Consider the following 16373-nt stretch of genomic DNA (forward strand, 5'->3'; position numbering starts at 1 on the left):
CCGCGGTGTCAGGCGCGCTTGTTGTTCTTGGCGTTCGGGTCCTTGGCCGCCTTGTCTACCGCAGCCTGGGCCCGCTTGATCCACTCCTTCGGCTGAATCCGCTGCGCCATGAGCTCATTGGACGCGTTCTGGATCTCGCTGTCCATTTCGCTGTACCAGTCGGGGTAGCGGTAGCTGAACGTGTTGCTGCCCGCGGCCTTGAGCGCCTCGACCGCCGACTGGGTGCCCGGCCGCAGCTTGACGGCGGGGTCCACCCCGTTCTTGACGACCGTGAGCGAGTTCGCCTGCTGGGCGAAGATCGTCGACCATTCACGGGACAGCATGGAGCGGAGGAACTCGAAGCCCGCGGCCTTGTTGGCGGCCTTCTCCGGGACGATGAAGGGCTCGTCGACACCGGCCCGGATGGCCTCGAAGGGCAGCTTGCTGTCGGCGAGCAGCGGCATCGGCAGGAACTTCATGTCGAAGTCCTCCGGGGTCTGCTTCAGCTGCTCGTTCTCCAGCCAGGAGCCGGAGGGGATGAAGGCGGCCTTGTATTGGTTCCAGGCGGTCTGTGACTCCGTGTGGGTGAGGCCGTTGGTGCCCGGCATCAGCAGGCCCTTCTCCACCACCTCGTAGACCGCCTCGACCGCGGCGAGGGCGGCGGGGTTGCCCTCGAAGGCGTTCGGCTCCAGGTTGTCGATCGCCTTCATGGCGTCCAGACCGCCCTTCTTGGCGATCAGGTCCATGATGACGACATTGATGTAGTACGGGAACTTGCCCTGGTGGGCGAGGCCGCCGATGCCGGCCTCCTTGGCCTTGGCGCAGACGGCCAGGAACTCGTCCCAGGTCTTCGGCGGCGTCCAGCCCTTCTCCTTGAAGAGCTTGCCGGAGTACCAGAAGCCGAACACGGCGTAGACGTACTTCAGCACGACGAACTTGCCGCCCTGCAGGCCCTGTTCGTAGGCACCTTCGACCAGGGTGTCGCGCACCTTCTTGGTCGGGTCGTCGAGCGAGGGCGAGTCGAGGACGGCGGTGAGGTCGGCGAGCTGGTCGCCCTTGGCGAGCACGTCCAGCTTGATCTGCTGGGCGCCGGAGTCGTCGACGACGTCCGGCGGGTTCCCGGCGTTGAAGCGGGGCTGCAGCTTGGCGGTGATCTCCTGGGTGCCCAGGTGGGAGCTGGTGGTGCCCCACTTCTTGTCGAAGGCGGCCTCCCAGGCCTTCGCGTAGTCGTCGCCGAACCCGCCCTTGAAGACGACGACGTCCAGCTTGCCGCCCTTCGCGACGCCGAAGGGGTTCTCCTTGGTGACCGGCGCCTTGGCCGGGCCCTTCGTGGAGTTCTCCTCACCGCCGGAGGCGCAGGCGGACAGGAAGCTCATCGTCGGCACCGTGATCAGTCCGAGTGCTGCGGAGCGCTTGATCAGGTCGCGGCGTCCGAGGCCCTCACCAGTGGATCCCATGCTCATGTCCTCGCCTTCGTCAGAAGTGTGAAGGAGACCGGGGATTCACGGTGGTGACCGTGCATGCGGACATCACCACAGGTCCCCGCCCACCCCCGGTCCGGAGCCGCTCGTCTCGCGGTGATCCGGACGGGCACAGGTATAGTCCACTTGCGCTCGTGTGAGCAAGATCATGCACATTTATGGCCACCAGTTTTTCCGAGTTGAGACCTGTCCGTCACATGGACACGCCGCCGGAAGAACGGAAGGGCCGTACCCCCTCGACGGGGGTACGGCCCTTCGGCGTCTACTGCGTGGTTCAGCCGCGGATGAGGTTCCGGAGCACGAACTGCATGATGCCGCCGTTGCGGTAGTAGTCCGCCTCACCCGGCGTGTCGATGCGGACGACCGCGTCGAACTCCACACCGGTGTCGGTGGTCACCTTGACCGTGCGCGGGGTGGTGCCGTTGTTCAGCTCCTCCACACCGGTGAAGGAGAAGGTCTCCTCGCCGGTCAGACCCAGGGAGGCCGCGGTGGCACCCTCCGGGAACTGCAGCGGGAGGACGCCCATGCCGATCAGGTTGGAGCGGTGGATGCGCTCGTAGGACTCGGCGATGACGGCCTTGACGCCGAGCAGCGCGGTGCCCTTGGCCGCCCAGTCACGGGACGAGCCCGAGCCGTACTCCTTGCCCGCCAGGATGACCAGCGGGATGCCGGCGGCCTGGTAGTTCTGCGAGGCGTCGTAGATGAAGGAGACCGGCGCGCCGTCGACCGTGAAGTCGCGGGTGAAGCCGCCCTCGGTGCCCGGCGCGATCTGGTTGCGCAGGCGGATGTTGGCGAAGGTGCCGCGGATCATGACCTCGTGGTTACCACGACGGGAACCGTACGAGTTGAAGTCGCGACGCTCGACACCGTGCTCGGTGAGGTACTTGCCGGCCGGGGTGTCGGCCTTGATCGCACCGGCCGGGGAGATGTGGTCGGTGGTGACCGAGTCGCCCAGCTTCGCCAGCACGCGGGCGCCGGCGATGTCGGAGACCGGGGTGGTCTCCATCGTCATGCCCTCGAAGTAAGGGGGCTTGCGGACGTAGGTCGACTGCGGGTCCCACTCGAAGGTGTTGCCCGTCGGGATCGACAGCGCCTGCCACTGGGCGTCGCCCGCGAAGACGTCCTGGTAGGACTTGCTGAACATGTCCTCGCCGATGGCGTTCGCCACGACGTCGTTGACCTCGGCCTCGGAGGGCCAGATGTCCGCGAGGAAGACCGGCTTGCCGTCGGTGTCGGTGCCCAGGGCGTCCTTGGTGATGTCCACCTTCATGGAGCCCGCGATGGCGTACGCGACGACCAGCGGCGGGGAGGCCAGGTAGTTCATCTTGACGTCGGGGTTGATGCGACCCTCGAAGTTGCGGTTGCCCGAGAGCACCGAGGTGACCGCGAGGTCGGCCTCGTTGATCGCCTTCGAGATCTCCTCGTCCAGCGGACCGGAGTTGCCGATGCAGGTGGTGCAGCCGTACCCGACGAGGTTGAAGCCCATCTTGTCGAGGTACGGGGTCAGGCCGGCCTTGTCGAAGTAGTCGGTGACGACCTTCGAGCCCGGGGCCAGGGTGGTCTTGACCCAGGGCTTGCGGGTCAGGCCCTTCTCGGACGCCTTCTTGGCCACGAGCGCCGCGGCGACCATGACGTAGGGGTTCGAGGTGTTGGTGCAGGAGGTGATCGCGGCGACGGTGACGGCGCCGTGGTCGATCTCGAAGGAGGTGCCGTCGGCCAGGGTCACCAGGGTGGGCTTGGTGGGCACACCGTTGGAGGACGCCGGGGCGTCGGACGCCGGGAAGGACTCCTTGCCGGCCTCCTCGTCGTCGGAGACGTAGTTGCGTACGTCGACGGCGAACTGCTCGGCGGCGTTCGCGAGGACGATGCGGTCCTGCGGGCGCTTCGGGCCGGCGATCGAGGGGACGACCGTGGAGAGGTCGAGCTCCAGCTTCTCGGAGAAGTCCGGCTCGGCGGCCGGGTCCAGCCACAGGCCCTGCTCCTTGGCGTACGCCTCGACGAGCGCGACCTGCTGGGCGTCGCGGCCGGTCAGGCGCAGGTACTTCAGGGTCTCGCCGTCGATCGGGAAGATCGCGGCGGTGGAGCCGAACTCCGGCGACATGTTGCCGATGGTGGCGCGGTTCGCCAGCGAGGTGGCGGCGACGCCCTCACCGTAGAACTCGACGAACTTCCCGACGACGCCGTGCTTGCGCAGCATCTCGGTGATCGTCAGCACCAGGTCGGTGGCGGTGGTGCCGGTCGGCAGCTCGCCGGTCAGCTTGAAGCCCACGACGCGCGGGATCAGCATGGAGACCGGCTGGCCGAGCATCGCGGCCTCGGCCTCGATGCCGCCGACGCCCCAGCCCAGCACGCCCAGGCCGTTGACCATGGTGGTGTGCGAGTCGGTGCCGACGAGGGTGTCGGGGTACGCCTGGCCGTTGCGGACCATGACCGTGCGGGCCAGGTGCTCGATGTTGACCTGGTGGACGATGCCGGTGCCCGGGGGGACGACCTTGAAGTCGTCGAAGGCGGTCTGGCCCCAGCGCAGGAACTGGTAGCGCTCCTTGTTGCGGCCGTACTCCAGCTCGACGTTCTGCGCGAAGGCGTCCTTCGTGCCGAACTTGTCGGCGATGACCGAGTGGTCGATGACCATCTCGGCGGGCGAGAGCGGGTTGATCTTCGCCGGGTCGCCGCCGAGGGCCTTCACGGCCTCACGCATGGTGGCGAGGTCCACCACGCAGGGGACGCCGGTGAAGTCCTGCATGATCACGCGGGCCGGCGTGAACTGGATCTCCTCGCTGGGCTGGGCCTGCGAGTCCCAGTTACCGAGCGACCGGATGTGGTCGGCGGTGATGTTCGCGCCGTCCTCGGTGCGAAGCAGGTTCTCCAGCAGGACCTTCAGGCTGTAGGGAAGGCGGGCGGAGCCCTCGACCTTGTCCAGCTTGAAGATCTCGTACGACTCGTCGCCCACCTGCAGCGTGCTGCGGGCGTCGAAGCTGTTCGCCGACACGACAGTCTCCTTCATGCATGAATTCGCGCGTATTACCGCAATCCTGCCGCCACGCCCCTTGGCCAATCCGCTAAGGTAGGGCTAAGTTAGGTAACCCTTACCAGCGGGGGCGGCTGCGGTACGCCTTCGGCAGATATCTCGATGTCGAGATAACTCTAGTACATGTCCGGGGGGAGGGACGAGGCGCGCACCCGCAGTCCTGCCGGGACCGTCCGCTGACCAGGCGTTTCCGCATGCCCGGATTCGATGAGGTTGACCAGGACAGATACCGCCGAAGCGGCGATCCGCTCCGGGTCCAGGGTGACGGTGGTCACGGCGGGTTCGGTCTCCGCGTACGCCGGATCCTCGCTCGCGCAGACCAGCAGCAGCCCGCCGTCCCGGCCGGAGCCACCGGGCGTGCCGGGCGTGCCGGGTACGCCGGGTACGCCGGGTACGCCGGGTGCACTGCCGGGTATGCGGAGACCGTGGCGCGCGGCGGCGGCCAGTACCTGGCGGCCCCCCGGGTCGTACACGCAGTACACGGCGTCGGGGCGGTCCGGCCCGGTGAAGGCGGAGTCGAAGGCGTGCCCCGCCGTGTCGTCCGGGGCGAAGGGGACCAGGAGCGGAGCCAGGCCTCGCTCGGCGCACCACTGTTCGTAGGCCGAGGTGACGGCCCCCGTGTAGAACTCGCGGCCGTAGCCCGAGTGCAGTGCGATCCGCCGGGCCCCGGACGCCGCGAGGTGGTCGAGCACCTCGCGGGTGGTCGCGGTGTGGTCGTTGTCCACCCAGACGTCCCCCGGCCACGGGTCGGGCGGCCGGCCGTCGAAGACCACCGGCAGACCCCGCGCCCGCAGGGCCCGTAGCACCGGATCGCCGGCCGGGCTGTCGAGCAGCAGCATCCCGTCCACGGAGAGGGTGTGCCACAGCGGCTCGGCGCCCCGGTCGGCGGGCAGGGTGGTCAGGGCGTACCCGTGCGCGTGCGCCGCCGAGGTCGCGGCGGTGAGCAGGCGGGAGAAGTAGGCGATCTCGACGAAGTCCCAGGCGTCCCCCGCGTACGTGGTCACCGCGACGCCGAGGGTGCGGGTGCGCGGACCGCGGCGGGCTCCGTAGCCGAGCGCGCCCGCCACCTCGCGGACCCGGCGCCGGGTGGACGCACCGAGGCGGCCGGTGCCGTTGAGCGCGTGGGAGACGGTCGCGGTGGACACCTCGGCGGCGCGCGCGATGTCGGCGAGGGTCGGTCCCGGCGCGGGTGGGTGCTCTGGCACGCGGCCATCGTACGGATTTCGTCGGTGGAGACGGCTTCTGGTTAAGCGGTTAATCAAACAGTGTCCTGGCCACACCAACCTTTGGAGTGGGCATGACGTCTTCTTCGCACCTTTCCCGCCGAGGACTCCTCGCGGCCGCCGGGATCACCGGGGTCGCCGGGGCGGCCGGCCTGCTGGGTGCCGCCCCGGCCGCAGCCTCCCCCGCGACCTCCCCCGCGGCCTCGGCCGCTTCTTCCACCGGGCGCGGTTCGGCGGCCCTGGTGATCCACAACGCCTCGGTGTTCACCGGGACCGGCGGCCGGGCGCGCGTCGAGGCCGTCGCGGTCGGCCGGGACGGCAGGATCTGCGCCACCGGCACGAACGCGGCGCTGCGCCGGTACATGGGCCGCGACACGGAGGTCGTCGACGCCCGCGGCAACACGGTCATGAGCGGTATCCACGACGGCCATGTCCACCCGCTCGGCGCCGGCGAGCGCTCGCTGTCCCCCTCCCTGGAGGGCGCGGAGACCACCCTGGCCGAGCTCCAGGAGATCCTGACCGGCTTCCTCGCCGACACGGGCGGCGCGGGCGCGGAGCCGGACCGCTGGCTGGTGGTCGAGGACTGGAACCCGGTCGGGCTGCTCCCCGTGGGAACCAACCCCCACCACACGATGCTGGACGCGCTTGCGACGCGGCGGCCGATCGCCCTCGTCGGCGGCGACGGCCACAACCTGTGGGCCAACCGGCGGGCCCTGGACATCGCCGGGATCACGGCGACCACGCCCGACCCGGTCGGCGGCAAGGTGGTCAAGGGCGCGGACGGCCGGCCGACGGGCGTCCTCAAGGACGACGCCCAGGGCCTGGTCCGGCGGCACATACCGGAGCCCACCCGGGCCGACCTGGTCGCGGCGTGCGCCGAGGTGCTGGGGCTGGCGGCCGCCTCCGGGGTCACGACGATGATGGACGCGCTGGTGGGACGGCACGAACTGGAGCTGTACCAGGCGCTGTCGGCGGCCGGGAAGCTGCCGCAGCGGATCGTGCCCGCGATCCGGCTGGAGGCGGAGCAGACCAAGGATCCGGCGGGCTCGCTGGCGTACGCGCGCGGCCTGCGGCGGGAGTTCGCTGGCGTTCGGGGGCTGCGGTTCGGGATGGTCAAGGTGTTCCTGGACGGGGTCATCGAGTACCCGGCGCAGACCGCCGCGCTGCTGAAGCCCTACCTCGACGGGAACGGCGGGCCGACCGACAACCGGGGCGAGCTCTACACCTCCGCGGCGGACTACGGGCGGCTCGCCGCCACGTTCAACCGGGCGGGCTGGCAGATGCACGCGCACGGCCTCGGCGATCGTGCGGTACGCACCGCTTTGGACGGATACGCGTACGCCAAGCGGGTGACGGGCCTTCGGGACGCCCGCAACGCCGTCGCGCACCTGCAGCTCGTGGACCCGGCGGACCTACGACGTTTCGCCCAACTGGGTGTCACGGCGTGCATGCAGCTCCAGTGGGCGGCGAAGGACACCTGGACGATGGAGGCGCTGCTGCCCTACATCGGACCGGAGCGGCACCGGTGGATGTACCCGGCGCGGAGCCTGGAGAAGGCGGGTGCGCGGCTGTCGGGCGGCTCCGACTGGCCGGTGGACGCCCTTCAGGTGTGGAACCAGCTGCGGACCGCGATCGATCGCCAGGGCGCTTTCGGGGCGGGCCCGCTGTACCGCGAACTGGAGGGCCTCGACCGGGAGGCGGTGCTGCGGATGCACACCTCCGGAACGGCGTGGCAGCTGCGCCAGGAGGAGCTGACGGGCACGGTGGAGCCGGGACGGGCGGCGGACCTGGTGGTGCTGGACCGGGACGTGACGCGCTGCCCGGTGGCCGACATCAGCGGGACGGGGGTGCGCATGACCCTGGTCGGCGGCCGCGTGGTGCACGACGCGGATTCCGCGTCGGGGAAGGCGGCCTCGGCGCGGGTGGCGGGCGCGGCCTCGGGCCCGCGCCCGGTCTCGTACGCGACGGTGCACGCAGGAGGGCGACACCACGCCTGCAAGCACTGAGCGGGGCACGCCGGCGGGCGGAGCCGATGCGCCGGGCCGGTGCGGCGGGGGCCGGTACGCCGGGCCGGTGCGGCGGGGGCCGGTAGGCCGGGCCGGTGCGGCGGGAGTCGGTACGCCAGGCCGACACCGAGGGGGTCGGTACGCCGGGGCCGACGCGCCGGGCCGGTAGGCCAGGCCGGTGCGGCGGGAGCCGGTACGCCAGGCCGGCGCTGCAGGGGCCGGTACGCCGGGCCGGCGCCGCGGGGGCCGGTACGCCGGGCCGGTGCGGCGGGGGCCGGTACGCCGGGCGGCGGTCCGGGCTCAGGTCGTCGTGAGGCCGTGGCGGGCGGCCCAGGAGTTGAGGGCGGCGGCGATCTCCTCGGGCCGGTCCTCGGGGCAGAGGTGGGCGGCCGGGCCGCAGTATTCGCTCTCCAGCGCCGAGACGTTCTCCTCGCACCAGGCGACCGTCTCGGGGCCGACCATCAGGGCCGGCGAGCCGTCGAAGGTGAGCAGCAGCTTGGGCACCTCCGGGCTGTCCGCCAGCCACGCGTCGTACCGCTCGACGACGGCGTGCACATCGGCCGGATCTCCGTCGATGGGCAGCGAGCGTGCCCACCGCAGCAGGGGCAGCCGGCTCTCGCGGGTCGGGTAGGGGGCGGCGTAGACGGCGTGGTCCGCCTCGCTCATCGGGTTCAGCACGGTCTGCCGGATGCTGTCCTCGATGAAGATGTTCCGGTCCAGGACCATCTCCTCCCCCACGCCCGGGGTGCGGATCGCCTCGAACCGGGCCCGCGCGGCGGACGGGTACTGCGCCCAGCTCAGCGGCCGCACGATCGTCTCCATGAAGGCGATGCCCCGGACCCGCCCGGGGTGGCGGGCGGCCCGGTCGAAGGCGAGCGCCCCGCCCCAGTCCTGACCGACCAGCACCACCTCGTCGAGCCCGAGGGCGTCGAACCAGGCGTCCAGATGGCGGGCGTGGTCCTCGAAGCGGTACTCCCCGCCCGGCTTCCCGGAGCGGCCCATCCCGATCAGGTCCGGGGCCAGGACGCGGACCCCGCCCTCGATCCGGGGCAGGACGCCCCGCCAGAGGTGGGAGGAGGTCGGGTTGCCGTGCAGGAACACGAAGGGCACACCGCCGGACCGCGCGTGGTCGTCGCCGTGGTCGCCGGGTCGGTCCTCGTAGTACATCGTCGAGTCGAGTACATCGATCGTGGGCATGGAAGGCCCCTTCCGATAATCGTTGGCCTGACTAACGTTGGTGACACGAACGAAGTTATATCGTTAGTGTCACCAACGCAATCGGTAGCATCACCCCATGACCACGGAAGAGAACGCCCCCCGCGTCCCCGCACGGCTGCGTGAACTGCCCAGCCGCCTGCTGGGGCAGGCCTACACCCACGCGCAGCGACTCGTGACCGAGGGACTGAGCGGGGCGGATGCCCGTACGTGGCACTACGCCGCCCTGGTCGCCCTGGAGGAGTCCGGCCCGGCGAGCCAGGCCACCCTCAGCGCCCGCACCGGGATCCACCGCAGCGACCTGGTCGCCGTCATCAACGAACTCGCCGCACGCGAACTGGTGGAACGGGCCCCCGACCCCGAGGACCGCCGGCGCAATGTCGTCACCCTCACCCCGCCCGGACGGCGACAACTACGCAAACTGGAACAGATCCTCACCGCGGCCCAGGAGGAACTACTGGCCCCGCTGTCCACCCAGGAGCGGGAGCAGCTCACCCACCTGCTGGGCCGGATCGTCGACCATCACGCGCACGGGGACCTCGCCATGGGATCCGATGGTCGGTAACAACCACTCAATTCACCCATTTGCCCCACCCGACGCGGGAGTCATCTCATATCTGAGATAGCGTGCCCCTATGGCAGACGACTACCTCGTACGCATCGGCAAGCTCATCCGTGACGCGCGGCAACATCGCGGCTGGACACAGAGTCAGCTCGCCGACGCCCTCGGCACCAGCCAGAGCGCAGTGAACCGGATCGAGCGCGGCAACCAGAACATCAGCCTTGAGATGATCGCCCGAATCGGCGAAGCGCTCGACAGCGAGATCGTCTCCCTGGGCTACGCCGGCCCGATGCACCTGCGCGTGGTCGGCGGGCGCCGCCTGTCCGGCGCCATCGACGTCAAGACCAGCAAGAACGCGTGTGTCGCCCTGCTCTGCGCCGCGTTGCTCAACAAGGGGCGTACGGTGCTGCGCCGGGTGGCCCGCATCGAGGAGGTCTACCGCCTCCTGGAGGTCCTCAACTCCATCGGCGTCCGCACCCGTTGGATCAACGACGGCGTGGACCTGGAGCTGATCCCGCCCGCCCGCCTCGACATGGAGGCGATGGACGCGGACGCGGCCCGCAGGACCCGGAGCATCATCATGTTCCTGGGCCCGCTGCTGCACCGGATGGATGCGTTCCGCCTGCCCTACGCGGGCGGCTGCGACCTCGGCACCCGCACCATCGAGCCGCACATGATCGCCCTGCGCCGCTTCGGCCTGGACATCACCGCGACCGAGGGCATCTACCACGCGAAGGTCGTTCCCGGGATCTCCCCGGACCGCCCGATCGTGTTGACCGAGCGCGGGGACACGGTCACCGAGAACGCGCTGCTGGCGGCGGCCCGGCACGACGGCGTGACCGTCATCCGCAACGCCTCCTCCAACTACATGGTCCAGGACCTGTGCTTCTTCCTGGAGGCCCTGGGCGTCCGGGTCGACGGCGTCGGCACCACCACGCTCACCGTCCACGGCGTCCCGAGCATCGACGTGGACGTGGACTACTCCCCCTCCGAGGACCCGGTCGAGGCGATGAGCCTGCTCGCCGCCGCGGTCGTCACGGAGTCCGAACTGACCATCCGCCGGGTGCCGATCGAGTTCATGGAGATCGAGCTCGCGGTCCTGGAGGAGATGGGCCTGGACCACGACCGCTCGGCGGAGTACACGGCCGACAACGGCCGCACCCGCCTGGTCGACCTCACGGTCCGCCCCTCGAAGCTCGAAGCCCCGATCGACAAGATCCACCCCATGCCGTTCCCCGGGCTGAACATCGACAACGTCCCGTTCTTCGCGGCCATCGCCGCCGTGGCCCAGGGCCAGACCCTGATCCACGACTGGGTGTACGACAACCGGGCCATCTACCTGACGGACCTGAACCGCCTCGGCGGCCGCCTCCAACTCCTCGACCCCCACCGCGTCCTGGTCGAGGGCCCCACGCGCTGGCGCGCGGCGGAGATGATGTGCCCGCCGGCCCTGCGCCCGGCGGTGGTCGTCCTCCTGGCGATGATGGCGGCGGAGGGCACCTCGGTGCTGCGCAACGTCTACGTCATCAACCGCGGCTACGAGGAACTGGCCGAGCGCCTCAACTCCGTGGGCGCCCAGATCGAGATCTTCCGCGACATCTGAGTTCGCCTCAGGTCAGGACGCCCTTTGTCCTCCTGGGCCGCCTCTGGGCCGTCGTCGGTGTCTCCGCCCCCGCGGAAGACCCCGCCGACGGCCCTTCGCGCGCGTACCCGGACTGTCGCTGTGCGCACGCCGGATCGAGGGTCGCGGACGTCGGGCCCGTCGAGGGCGAGTCCTAGTCGGCATTGCTCCTGTTGACCCCGAGCAAGGCCGGGTAGTACCGGTGGATCGAACCTTGCGGTGCGGTCTCGACGTACACATTCACCGCCGAGCGCTCCATCAGTGATCTCGTCGGTGGGTCGCTGCGCTCAGCCGTGTACACGTCGTCGGCGTCAGGCGTCCGAGGTGCGCGCCATGCTTCCCACTCGCTCCACAGGCTGTCCGACTCCCGCCTGGCCTCCTCGGAGGTGAGGGGGCAGACATCGGTGCTGCCCCAGGCGTACTCGCGCTTGCCGTCCTCGTCTCCGGTGCTCTCGCGTTGGGAGACGGCCGATTGACGAGCACCCGTCCGCGTCATCCACTGGTACACGGTCGTGGCACCGGAGCCTACGTCGGCCAGAGGTGAGCCCAGGGTGATCGTGAACCGGCCCTTCTCGCTGTTGCGGTTCACCTCGAACGACGGTGTGAAGGCGGGGCTGCACGATGTCACCGCGTATACGAGCGTCGCACCGGTACGGTCGGTGATGACCTCGACGCGGTAGTCCTCGTGCGGTCGGAACACGTGCTTCGTCAGCCCGGAGTTGTCCTCGTCGGGCATATAGACGAACTCGGGCATCGGAACCCGGTACGAGGCATGGCCGAGGACCTGGGTGAAGCGTTCGATGGTATGTCCGCCGCGGAGAGACCGAAGCTTGCTGTACTCGGCCGGCCGCCAGTCCATGGTGGACCTTCTCACCACACCTACGGCTGTGACGAGTGTGCTGACGGCCGTGACGACGCTGGACACGAAAAGGACGACCACGACGACCAAGTTGCGTCGGGTCAGCGCGTGTACACGGCCGGCCAGGCCCTCACCGGAGTCCGCCGAATCAGCCATGCCCCGACGGTAGAGGTGCGTCTGCCCACCCGCATGTCGGAGGAGCAGACCCGTCCGTTCGGCCTACGGCGCCGATGATCCGCAGGGCGAGAAGCGCGTGAAGACCCGGTCCGGAACCCCCTGAGCCACTCGCATGGCGGCCGCCGGGAGGTGGGGCTCGTAGGGGTGGGTGAGGTCGTCCCTGAAGCCCGCGGCCTTTCTAGGCCGTACCGGATCGGGTGGATGACGTCGATACCGACGATCGTCACCGTTCAGCCGTGCAGACGTCGAGCCACCGCTTCGGCGAAGGAAGCCGGGCCGGCTTCCGGTGCGCTTCGTACTTCGCTGCGCGCAGGCCGTGGCCGTACGCCTCCGAGGTCCGGCTCGGTGGTGAGCCTCGACGGGGCTCCGGGTGGTGCTCAGTCGGTGGTGCCGGGCGAAAGCACCGTGGATGCGGCGGCGTGCTCCTGGCAGGCGGCCCACCAGCTGTCGCCGCCGGCGTCGCCGACCCGCACGCTCCACGCCGCGGGGTGGGAGCACGGAGCTCCCCAGGTGCACTCGCCCCGGGCGGAAGCCGTGCTGACGCCGTGGTGGGCGGCTGCCCACAGGTACTTCTCGCGGAGTTCCATGGCGGACATTGAAGCGGAGGTAGGTACGGCCTCGCCGCCGAACGAGCTGATTCACCCGGGGCCGTCCGCGGGTGGGCGGACCTGCGGACCGCTTCCCCGCCGGGATCCTCCGCCCTGCCGGAGAGCGGTAGGGCGCCCGCACCGCTCGACGGAGGCACGCTGATGAATCCCGAAGACGAACCGCTCGACCGCTGGGCCGCCCGCCGCGAAGGGCGCCTGCGCAAGCCCGGCGAGCTCAAGGCCCTCACCCTCGGCGCCGGCCCCCGACGCGCCGCTCACCTCGACCCCGGGGCCCCGCGCCTGATCCTGGAGTGGGACGGGTTCCAGTGGGTGGCGGTGACCGTGGTCGACGACTACGCGGCGGCTTGCCGCCTGCTCAACCCCGCGCCCCGACCGCAGCCCCAGGAACAGCCGGCGCCGCGGAAGCGGGGAGGCAGGCACCGCAGACCGCGGGCCTGACGATCGCGGAGCGACGGCAGCCGGCCGGCGTCAGCGCCGACCGGTGCGCCGTCAACGCGGAGCCGGGAGCCAGGTCGTGGGGTCGGACGCCAACTGCTCGCCCGTCGCCAGGTTCTTCACCTCGTGCGCCGCCCCCTCCTCGAACGGCGGGAACCAGACGAACGGGATGCCCTTGCGGGACGCGTAGCGGATCTGCTTGGCCACCTTGTCGGCCTGGTGGTACAGCTCGACATTCATCCCCCGCCGGCGCAGGCGCGCCGCCGTGGCCTCGGCCTCGAACCGGCGGTCGTCCCTCGGGACGACCACGAGGACGTCGCTGGGGCACTTCGCGGGGGTGTCCAGGAGCCCCTCCGCCAGGAGTTTGGCGAAGATGCGCGTCAGCCCGATCGACATCCCCACACCCGGCAGACCGCGCCGGATGAAGGATCCGGCCAGGTTCTCGTAGCGTCCGCCGGAGCAGATGCTGCCGTAGTTCGGCCAGTCGACGAACTTCCCTTCGTAGACCGTCCCCGTGTAGTAGTCGAGCCCGCGGGCGATCGAGAGGTCGGCGACGACACTGCCGGCCGGCAGATCGTCGAGGGAGTCCAGTACGTGGCTGAGCTCGCCGAGACCTTCGGTGAGGAGCTCGGACGTCACGCCCAGGCTCTTGACGTCCTCCACGACGGCCGCGCCGGTGCCCCGCGTCCGGGCGAGCGCGAGGCAGGAATCCACGGTCCGTGCGGGCAGGCCGATTTCACCGGACAGGATCTTCGCGACGCCGTCGGGGCCGACCTTGTCCAGCTTGTCGACGGCACGGATGACCGCCGACGGATCGTCGATGCCGAGCCCTTCGTAAAAGCCCTGGAGGACCTTGCGGTTGTTGATGTCGATCGTCCATGCGGGCAGATCCAGGCTGGTCAGGATCTCGTGGATCACACGCGGCAGCTCCGCGTCGAAGGACAGGGGCAGGTGGTCGACATTGATCACGTCGATGTCGCACTGCGTGAATTCTCGGAATCGCCCGTCCTGCGCCCGCTCGCCCCGCCATACTCGCTGCATCTGATAGCGCTTGAACGGGAATACGAGCTCGTTGAAGTGCTGGGCCGTGTAGCGCGCGAACGGCACCGTCAGATCGAAGTGGAGCCCGATCCGGGAGTCACCGGTGTCGTCGGCGTCTTCCTGGAGCCTGCGCAGCGCATACACCTCGTTGGAGGTTTCGCCCTTGGCGGTGAGTACGGAAAGGGGCTCGACCGAGGGCGTCTCGATCGAGCAGAACCCATATCTTTCGAAACCCGACCGAATGAGATCGAGCCACCTCTGCTCGACCATCCGGATTTCGGGGAGCCACTCGGGAAAGCCGCTGACGGGAACAGGTCGGACCGGTGGAGATTCGTTCATCGGTGGCACTCTCTCTTCGCTGTGAGCCGCTCGACGGTCCGGTCGCGGACCCGCTCGAACGCCGGTGATCAGCGTCATGCACAGGCCGGTGCCTGATCAACCGACTTGATGTGCGCCACCGCCGCCCACCCCTAAAACCGCTCCTCCGTCTCACCCCTCGTCAACACTGGTATCGAATTCAACCTTCTGGGTATCTTGAGCGCCGCTCAAGGAGCACTCACGACCCAGGAGTTACCGATGAACAATCCGTCCCGCCGCAGAACGAACGTGCTGAAGAAGCGTTACAGAGGCGCCCTCGTCGTCCTCGCCGCCGTTCTGTCGCTCGCCGCGTGCGACCCGGCCACGCCGGACACCACCCCCGGTACCAGCGCCGCCGCCACCGTCAGTGCGAGCCCGAGCCCGAGCCCCAGCCCTTCCGCGGTGACGGCCGACCCGAGCCCGAGCGCCAGTGCCACCCCGAGCGCCGACCCCACCACGGCGGCACCTACCCTTCCGGCCCCGGTCGCCGCGCCGCCCACCAGCAAGGCGCCGGCGCCCACCAAGGCCGCCCCCGCCCCGCCGGCCCCCACCCGTACCCGCACGCAGGCACCCGCGCCCGAGCCCACCAAGGCGAGCACCGACTGCTATCCCCGCTCCAACGCCGGCAACTGCTACAGGGCCGGTCAGATATGCCGGAAGGCCGATGTCGGCACGACCGGGCGGGACGCCAACGGGCGCGCCATCCACTGCCGTGACGACGACAGCGTGGGCCAGCGCTGGGGCTACTGACCTCCCACCGGCCGCCCTGCCCTACGCGGCCTGCGGGGTGAAGGGGTGGAGTTCGTCGCCGCCGGGGCCGACGATGCCGAAGGTGCTCTCCGGGACCTTGTTCCAGGCGCCGGGGAGGTCACCCAGGGGTTCCGACACGACCAGGCGGGTCTCGTCGGAGACCTCCTGGAGGAACTCCATGTCGGGGTGCAGCCTGCGCAGCGCCTCCACCCGGCTGCTGTAGAAGAGGGACCTCGACTCGCCCTGGCTGGAGTAGCGGAAGGCCCAGAGGCGTTCGCCGTCGCTGATGGCGAGCGTCATCTGGAGCGGGTACTCCACCCCGTGCTCATGGCCGACGCGCTCCACCACGCCCGCCATCCTGGCCACGGCTCCCGGCGGGTCCCCTTCCAGACCGAGGGTGAGCGCCAGATGGAACATCACCTCGGAGTCCGTCGTCCCCTCGACATCGGGGTACAGCGCGGGGTCGATGAGCAGGGTGAGGTCCCGCCGCATCTCGTGGAATCCGGCGATGGACCCGTTGTGCATGAACATCCAGCGTCCGTGCCGGAAGGGGTGACAGTTCGTCTGCTGCACCGCCGTACCGGTCGACGCCCGGATGTGGGCGAAGAACAGCGGGGAGCGGACGTGGTCCGCGAGTTCCCGCAGGTTGCGGTTGTTCCAGGCGGGGCCGATGTCCCGGAAGGTCGCCGGGGTACCCGTGTTCTCCTCCGTGTACCAGCCGACACCGAAGCCGTCACCGTTCGTCGTCTCCACACCCAGTCTGGAGTGGAGGCTCTGGTCGATGAGCGAGTGGGCCGGTTTGTAGAGGATCGTTTCGAGCAGCTGGGGTGTTCCCGAATACGCGAGCCATCGGCACATGAGCGATCACCTCGGGGGACAACACGCACGGTAGCCCTATCCAGTGTGGCTTCACCTCCTGGTGATCGCCACGCCGGGGCCGTGATCAGGCCACTGTGCGGCCTGATGGGCCCTTGTCCTCGCCAGGTGGGCACGGGGGCGGCAGAATCGGGCTTCCGTAGGACGAAGGGGCG

The 16373-nt window shown here is 69.9% G+C and carries 13 protein-coding genes; 5 read left to right on the top strand and 8 right to left on the bottom strand.

Translation table 11 applies throughout. The features are described 5' to 3' along the window. Positions 1-8: 8 nt before the first annotated feature. The 3 genes from ngcE to BCL76_RS03670 all read right to left on the bottom strand — a co-directional run bounded on the left by ngcE (position 9) and on the right by BCL76_RS03670 (position 5693). Positions 9-1436 (bottom strand): N-acetylglucosamine/diacetylchitobiose ABC transporter substrate-binding protein, encoded by a 1428-nt coding sequence (gene ngcE, locus BCL76_RS03660; protein WP_375137874.1) that lies wholly within the window; start codon positions 1434-1436, stop codon positions 9-11. A 298-nt stretch (positions 1437-1734) separates the two neighbouring features. Further along, entirely contained in the window at positions 1735-4449 is a 2715-nt protein-coding gene (gene acnA, locus BCL76_RS03665; RefSeq protein ID WP_109778045.1) for an aconitate hydratase AcnA, read from the bottom strand. Positions 4450-4604: 155 nt separating this feature from the next. Next, positions 4605-5693, bottom strand: a complete 1089-nt coding sequence (locus BCL76_RS03670) for a LacI family DNA-binding transcriptional regulator (RefSeq protein ID WP_258309273.1) — start codon at positions 5691-5693, stop codon at positions 4605-4607. A gap of 92 nt (positions 5694-5785) precedes the next feature. Here BCL76_RS03670 and BCL76_RS03675 point away from each other — a divergent pair, with 92 nt between their 5' ends. Beyond that, positions 5786-7717: an amidohydrolase gene (locus BCL76_RS03675; RefSeq protein WP_258309274.1), complete on the top strand. Its 1932-nt coding sequence runs from the start codon at positions 5786-5788 to the stop codon at positions 7715-7717. Positions 7718-8017: 300 nt separating this feature from the next. Here BCL76_RS03675 and BCL76_RS03680 read toward each other — a convergent pair whose 3' ends face one another. Then, on the bottom strand, positions 8018-8914 hold the full coding sequence (locus tag BCL76_RS03680; RefSeq protein ID WP_109778046.1) for a haloalkane dehalogenase: 897 nt from the start codon (positions 8912-8914) through the stop codon (positions 8018-8020). A 97-nt stretch (positions 8915-9011) separates the two neighbouring features. Between BCL76_RS03680 and BCL76_RS03685 the strand changes: the two genes are divergently transcribed. Together BCL76_RS03685 and BCL76_RS03690 are read left to right on the top strand one after the other, a co-directional pair. Beyond that, a complete protein-coding gene (locus BCL76_RS03685; RefSeq protein ID WP_109778047.1) occupies positions 9012-9497 on the top strand; it encodes a MarR family winged helix-turn-helix transcriptional regulator in 486 nt (161 codons plus the stop codon). A 70-nt stretch (positions 9498-9567) separates the two neighbouring features. Then, on the top strand, positions 9568-11097 hold the full coding sequence (locus BCL76_RS03690) for a helix-turn-helix domain-containing protein (protein ID WP_109778048.1): 1530 nt from the start codon (positions 9568-9570) through the stop codon (positions 11095-11097). Between the two features lie 172 nt (positions 11098-11269). Here BCL76_RS03690 and BCL76_RS03695 read toward each other — a convergent pair whose 3' ends face one another. After that, the gene (locus BCL76_RS03695) at positions 11270-12064 is read right to left on the bottom strand and encodes a hypothetical protein (protein WP_146228310.1); all 795 of its coding nucleotides are present in this window, start codon (positions 12062-12064) and stop codon (positions 11270-11272) included. A gap of 464 nt (positions 12065-12528) precedes the next feature. Further along, a complete protein-coding gene (locus tag BCL76_RS03700) occupies positions 12529-12738 on the bottom strand; it encodes a hypothetical protein (RefSeq protein ID WP_146228311.1) in 210 nt (69 codons plus the stop codon). A gap of 162 nt (positions 12739-12900) precedes the next feature. Here BCL76_RS03700 and BCL76_RS03705 point away from each other — a divergent pair, with 162 nt between their 5' ends. After that, positions 12901-13197 carry a DUF6087 family protein gene (locus tag BCL76_RS03705; RefSeq protein ID WP_109778051.1) on the top strand — a complete coding sequence of 99 codons (297 nt, stop codon included), beginning with the start codon at positions 12901-12903 and terminating at the stop codon, positions 13195-13197. Positions 13198-13248: 51 nt separating this feature from the next. Here the strand turns inward: BCL76_RS03705 and hisS are convergent, their stop codons facing one another. Next, on the bottom strand, positions 13249-14574 hold the full coding sequence (gene hisS, locus BCL76_RS03710; protein ID WP_109778052.1) for a histidine--tRNA ligase: 1326 nt from the start codon (positions 14572-14574) through the stop codon (positions 13249-13251). Positions 14575-14811: 237 nt separating this feature from the next. Here hisS and BCL76_RS03715 point away from each other — a divergent pair, with 237 nt between their 5' ends. Next, on the top strand, positions 14812-15342 hold the full coding sequence (locus BCL76_RS03715) for a hypothetical protein (RefSeq protein ID WP_109778053.1): 531 nt from the start codon (positions 14812-14814) through the stop codon (positions 15340-15342). Between the two features lie 21 nt (positions 15343-15363). On the opposite strand, the gene BCL76_RS03720 is transcribed toward BCL76_RS03715, so the two are convergent. Continuing rightward, a complete protein-coding gene (locus BCL76_RS03720; protein WP_109778054.1) occupies positions 15364-16200 on the bottom strand; it encodes a class II glutamine amidotransferase in 837 nt (278 codons plus the stop codon). Positions 16201-16373 lie beyond the last annotated feature (173 nt).

It is taken from the genome of Streptomyces sp. CG 926 (assembly GCF_003148825.1).
Taxonomy (GTDB): Bacteria; Actinomycetota; Actinomycetes; order Streptomycetales; family Streptomycetaceae; genus Streptomyces.